The organism is Sphingobacterium sp. UBA7253, from assembly GCF_002472745.1.
GTDB classification, from domain to species: Bacteria; Bacteroidota; Bacteroidia; order Sphingobacteriales; family Sphingobacteriaceae; genus Sphingobacterium; species Sphingobacterium siyangense.
Map to the genome: position 1 here is coordinate 4,784 of NZ_DKSP01000226.1, position 5,648 is coordinate 10,431.

General features: G+C 36.9%; 5 protein-coding genes and 1 pseudogene. 2 read left to right on the forward strand and 4 right to left on the reverse strand.

Annotated elements, in window-relative coordinates; all coding sequences use genetic code 11:
- The 4 genes and pseudogenes from B2X72_RS24000 to B2X72_RS24015 all read right to left on the reverse strand — a co-directional run.
- Positions 1–298: pseudogene (locus B2X72_RS24000) on the reverse strand (PQQ-dependent sugar dehydrogenase); the annotation flags it as partial.
- Between the two features lie 154 nt (positions 299–452).
- The gene (locus B2X72_RS24005) at positions 453–698 is read right to left on the reverse strand and encodes a hypothetical protein (RefSeq protein WP_088162171.1); all 246 of its coding nucleotides are present in this window, start codon (positions 696–698) and stop codon (positions 453–455) included.
- A 70-nt stretch (positions 699–768) separates the two neighbouring features.
- The gene (gene murI, locus B2X72_RS24010) at positions 769–1,593 is read right to left on the reverse strand and encodes a glutamate racemase (protein WP_145327026.1); all 825 of its coding nucleotides are present in this window, start codon (positions 1,591–1,593) and stop codon (positions 769–771) included.
- Between the two features lie 53 nt (positions 1,594–1,646).
- Positions 1,647–3,062, reverse strand: coding sequence for a glycoside hydrolase family 125 protein (locus tag B2X72_RS24015; protein WP_088162169.1), 1,416 nt, complete (start codon positions 3,060–3,062; stop codon positions 1,647–1,649).
- A gap of 195 nt (positions 3,063–3,257) precedes the next feature.
- On the opposite strand from B2X72_RS24015, the gene B2X72_RS24020 reads away from it, so the two are divergent.
- Together B2X72_RS24020 and aroQ are read left to right on the forward strand one after the other, a co-directional pair.
- Positions 3,258–4,931 (forward strand): gliding motility protein RemB, encoded by a 1,674-nt coding sequence (locus B2X72_RS24020; protein WP_244294309.1) that lies wholly within the window; start codon positions 3,258–3,260, stop codon positions 4,929–4,931.
- A gap of 264 nt (positions 4,932–5,195) precedes the next feature.
- Complete coding sequence (gene aroQ / locus B2X72_RS24025; RefSeq protein ID WP_286736107.1) at positions 5,196–5,615, forward strand: type II 3-dehydroquinate dehydratase; 420 nt, start codon at positions 5,196–5,198, stop codon at positions 5,613–5,615.
- The last annotated feature ends 33 nt before the right edge of the window (positions 5,616–5,648 follow it).

The window sequence follows — 5,648 nt, forward strand, 5'->3', positions numbered from 1 at the left end:
CGCTCTTTAATCGGCCATCTGGTAGCGCAGTGATACCCCAAGGAGATTTTAATCCCTCGGCAATTACTTTACCTTCGAACGGTGTGCTCGTCTTTGCACCTTTAATTCTGGTTTGTCCAGCAAATGCAGGTTTATAATTCGTGTTTGCATTTTGTGTTTCTACGGGAGGATAACTTGTTGTATCAGTTGCAGAATTTGCACTGCTATCCGAACTTGAATTTGAATTCGCATGGTTTGAATTACATGCAGTTAATCCTAAAGATACTGTTAAGAGGCTTATTGTCAGTTTGGTTTTCATTATCTGTGACTTGTTTTTGGTCTGATTATCTGCTTGAAGATATTAAAAATTAATGAAATATTATTTTTCAGAATGTAATAATATAAATATATAACTCATGCTAATAAGAAAGGGGAATGCTAGTCCGCTAATTTGTTTTTAAGTATTAAAGGAGTTATTTTCCGGCCAGGCAGTTTTTTACAATTCGGTGGAGTTCAATATCGTTGTTTATATAATAATCACTTATATCTAGAATGGTGTTTGTATTTAAATTGTAAATACACACGGGAACGTAGTTGGGCTGTGCAGAGGTCTCGAAAGTCTTAAAATAATCTGCACTTTCCTGTATGTTTGAAAACTCTTTGGATTCGCAATGCTGTGTATCCTGATTATAAGCAATGGTTATAAAGTTCTTTTTCATTTTACTCGCCTTTTATCAGAATAACGAAAATTGGGAAGTAAAAGTTTTAAAAATTATTGCCTTTTATTTTCTAAACACTGATATGGCTTGCGGCTATCGGCTGTCCAAAAAATATTTTTGCTTTGTATTCAAAGTCCCTTGGATCGTCTGTTGTATAAAAGGCCAGTTGGCCATTTTGAGAACAAATTGTTTCAATTTCCCGGTGTCTATCAAGATATTCTTTTAAGCTATTGGCAACAATAGGTCCCTGGGAGATGATCTTTATATTACTTGGTGTATATTTTTGGATTACGGGTAGCAATAAAGGATAATGGGTGCAGGCAAGTACAATGGTATCGATTTGATCGGATTGCTGTAAAAGTTCCCGTAAATCTTTTTCTACAAAGTAATGTGCACCTTCTGTATTGATTTCATTGTTTTCTACTAAAGGAACCCAAAAAGGGCAGTCGTGCTGAAAAACCTCAATTTCTGGATTGAATTTGTGTATTTCTATTTTATAGGATTCAGATTTTACCGTTCCTGTAGTGGCTAAAATACCGATCTTGTTAGTTTTCGTAAAATTGTGTACGATTTCTGTAGTGGGTCTGATGACGCCAAGGACTTTCTTTCCAGGGGGAAGATCATGTTGTTGAATAGTCCTTAATGCTTTTGCAGAAGCCGTATTACATGCCAGAATAACGAGATTACAGCCCAGGTCAAATAATTTAAAAACACATTGTTTGGTGTAATTATAAACGGTCTCAAAGGATCTTGTACCGTAGGGAACACGGGCGTTATCGCCTAAATAGATATAATCGTATTGAGGTAAAAGTTGTTGAATTTCCTTGAATACGGAGAGTCCTCCATAACCGGAATCAAAAATACCAATAGGACAGGGGGTTGTTAAATTATCCATAACACAATGTTATAAGTTCTTTCACTTATAACATTGTGTCATAAGTTTCAGATTTATTGAAGCAAAGATGGTTTCTCTTTGTATATTTTCCAAATTAATTCGCCAAATAATGTATTTGTCCAAGCAAACCAATGTCTTGTGAATTTTTTAGGATCGTTTTTATGAAAAGACTCATGCATAAATCCAGTTCCACCATGTGTATTGACCAGTGTTTTAATACAATTACGAATCTCCTCATCATTTGTTGAGGTCTGCGCCCGCATAATAATGGACATCGGCCAGATCATATCTCTTCCTATGTGAGGTCCACCAATGCCTTCTGCTGCTGTTCCCTTAAAAAAGAATGGATTTTTATCAGACAAAACAAAGTTACGCGTACGTTGATAAACTTCGTTATTTAGATCTACAGCTCCTAAATAAGGTAGGGCCAACAAACTAGGGATATTTGCATCATCCATCATAAGATGGCTCGAAAAACCGTCTACTTCAAATGCGTAAATCCGGCCCAGTGTCGGATGGTCGATGATACCATATTTATTGACTGCTGCTTCGACCTCATTGGCAAGCGCTTCCATTTTTGCAGCGAGCTCGTGTTCATTTTTAACCTTTTTCAAGATCTCGGCAGACTGTCTAAGGCTAACAATCGCAAATAAATTGGATGGAATAAGAAATGAGAAAATTGTAGAATCGTCTGACGGTCGAAAACTAGAGCAAATCAAGCCAACTGGATTTACAGGATATCCGTAGCCATCTACCTGTAATGTGTCGGATCCTCTGGATGTTGTTCGCTCAAATTTATATGGGCCTAGACTATCTTTACGTTGTTGCTCAACGAAAGTCTGATATATTTTATGTTGTGCTTCTAACCATTCTTCATTAAATGGACTGCTGTCATTTGTTTCTTTCCAATAATGATAAGCTAATCGAATTGGATAACACAATGAATCGATTTCCCATTTTCGTTCATGAATTCCAGGTTTCATGTTTGTGTGATCACTGAACCATTCGCCTTTCTTTGTTGGATCGTTATAAAATGCATTGGCATAAGGATCAATATTGATGCATTTGCTCTGTTTTTGAATTAAGCCAACAATAAGATCCTGCAGTTTTTTGTCTTTTTTCATAAAAGGGAGGTACGGCCATACCTGCGCACTGCTGTCACGCAACCACATCGCGTCAATATCCCCTGTAATCACATAGGTATAATTTCTTCCGTTTTGGACATAGGGAAATACGGTAGTATCTAGGGTATTAGGAAAGCAGTTGTTAAATAACCAAGCCAGTTCCTTATTTTTAACATTTTTCTGAAATTCTACAATTGCATCTTCGATTACCTTGCTCGAGAAAAGTCTTTTCTCTTTACCTGTCCGAACAGTGGGAAAAGAATGTTCCTGAGCGAATGAAAATTTGCTTGTAAGTGCACCTGCGGTTAACAGGGTTGCGTTTTGGATAAATGTTCTGCGTTTCATGCTTATTAGGGCTATTTTTTATGATTTAAGGTTATTTACTGAAATGCAAGATATAAATATTTTTGAATAAAAGGAATAGCAAATACGATTTAGCATGATAAAATTGACTGAACATATGAATAAAGTCAATTTTATTCGGTTAATTTGCGTTTAGGAATGCATTTTGCTAGAAAAAATAATCTTTGAAATAATTTTATGAGGCTTAATATAACAAAAAATAATAATTTACTCCGAATTGTGCTGGCAGGCGTGGGAGTAGGTATTTCCTGCGGAGGTTTTGCCCAGATTAAGAGTCAGCCCTATTCGTATCATTTTTATCAAAAAATGAACGATGCGGTTTATTCTACGGAGACGAGAATGCATACGTCTGCTAAACCATTCGTCATAAAAGACTCTTTATTGTTAGCTAAGTTTGATTCAATCCAATCTAATAAACCCGTTTCTTCGTCTAATTGGTTCATGCGCAAAATCTTTAACGAACATCTTATTCAGGTTGAAAAAGACGATTACACATTTTACGCAGACTATTTGCCTGATATGTATATTGGAAAAGATATGCAAGGTGACAAACGTCGTACTTGGATGAATGGTAGAGGATTTCAGGTGGGATTGAATGTAGGAAACAAATTTACATTGAATACCTCTGCATTTGAAAACCAAGCTGTCTTTCCTAAATATTTAGATGATTATATTGTTGCACATAAAGTTATTCCGGGTCAAGGAAATACAAAATTTCAGTCCAAGAATAAAATGGACTGGATGTATGCGACAGCTAGTATGACTTATGACGCCCATAAGTATATCCAGGCAACTTTGGCTTACGACAAAAACTTTATCGGGGATGGCTATCGATCGATGCTTTTATCGGATTTTTCTTCAAACTATGCGCATCTGAAATTGACCGGGACCATAGGGAATGTTCAATATACTTCGATCTGGGCGTATATGAATGATCCGACGCATCCTAGGCAAGATTTGACGGGTACAACTCCGATGGAAGGGCAGAATAATACACGTTTAGGAGACGGAAAAAAATGGGGTGCTTTCCAATACTTGGATTGGAATGTGACAAATAAGTTATCGATAGGCTTTTTTCAGTCTGTCGTTTGGGCTGCTCAAGATGAAGCCGGTAAAAGAGGTTTTGATTTTAGTTATATTAGTCCAATTATCTTTATTCGACCTGTTGAAAGTAATAACTCAACGTCGCCTGACAAAATGTTTTTGGGATTGACCTCCAAATATAAATTACCTTATAGATTGACTGCATATGGACAGTTTTTACTGGGTGAATTTACTGCTAAAGAGTTCTTCGCCGGTAACGGATATGCGCACAACAAATGGGGAGCACAACTTGGCGTAAGGGGATATGATATGTTTGGTGTGAAGAATTTAAATTTTCTTGCCGAGTATAATACAGCAAGACCATATACTTACGCACACTTTAAATCGTATTCAAACTACAGTAACAATGCCGAACCATTGGCCCATCCGAAAGGGGCAAACTTTAGAGAGCTTGTTGGTCTTGTGAATTATGCCTGGGATAGATGGGACTTTTCGTTACAGGGCATGTTTACCCAAAATGGGCTGGATCTACCTGATGGAAGTAATATGGGAGGAGATATTTTTCAATCCTATCGAACGATACCAAATCTATATGGAAACCATATAGCGCAAGGAATAAAGAACAATATCTATTATGCGGATGCTAAGGCTGCCTATGTGCTTAACCCCAAGTATAACCTTCGCTTAGAACTTGGTTATACCCAACGTTACGCAAAAGCACAATATGAAACACCGGTAGTCAATAAGTCTGGTGTTGTGTCATTTGGACTTCGCTCAAGTTTCCGGGCAATTTATAACGATTTATAGAAATTATATAAATCGAACTATATTTGAAATAGGACAAACTATATTGATTCGACTATAGGATCAATATAGTTTGTTTTTAAAACCATGTCTCAGGAAAAATGGACAACATAGGAGAGAAAGCTTGATACAGCCAGCATAAAATATCCGATGGTTGACGATCCTTTCTTATGATTTATTACGGCTTAAAAACGATCTATTTAAACAGAAAATGGCATGGGTTCGCTCCGTTAGCCAATGGACCAGTGCAAAAATAATTATATTTCAATGAAAAAAATCCTCATACTGAATGGCCCAAATTTGAATTTGTTGGGTGTAAGGGAGAAATCGATTTATGGTAGCCAGGACTTCCTTAGCTACTTTGAAGAACTTAAACAACAGTTTGAAAAGGTACAATTGCACTATTTTCAAAGCAATTCAGAAGGAGGGTTAATCGATAAGATCCACGAAGTTGGTTTTGAATTTGATGGAATTGTGTTGAATGCTGGAGCGTATACGCATACATCTGTTGCTATTGGAGATGCAATTGCGGCTGTTACAACACCTGTAATTGAAGTTCACATAAGCAATGTCCATCAAAGAGAGGAGTTTCGCCATCATTCGTTCCTGGCAAAGAATTGTAAAGGGGTGATCTGTGGTTTTGGCCTGGATAGCTACAGATTGGGTATCGAGGCGTTTATTAAATAATATCTTCTTTTGCAAGGAAGAGAAAAAATAGCT

Bases quoted from the DNA above. Each gene is read 5' to 3' on its own strand.
- B2X72_RS24005 (WP_088162171.1), bottom strand. From the start codon at position 698: ATGAAAAAGAACTTTATAACCATTGCTTATAATCAGGATACACAGCAT.
- aroQ (WP_286736107.1), top strand. From the start codon at position 5,196: ATGAAAAAAATCCTCATACTGAATGGCCCAAATTTGAATTTGTTGGGT.
- B2X72_RS24015 (WP_088162169.1), bottom strand. From the start codon at position 3,062: ATGAAACGCAGAACATTTATCCAAAACGCAACCCTGTTAACCGCAGGT.
- murI (WP_145327026.1), bottom strand. From the start codon at position 1,593: ATGGATAATTTAACAACCCCCTGTCCTATTGGTATTTTTGATTCCGGT.
- B2X72_RS24020 (WP_244294309.1), top strand. From the start codon at position 3,258: ATGAGGCTTAATATAACAAAAAATAATAATTTACTCCGAATTGTGCTG.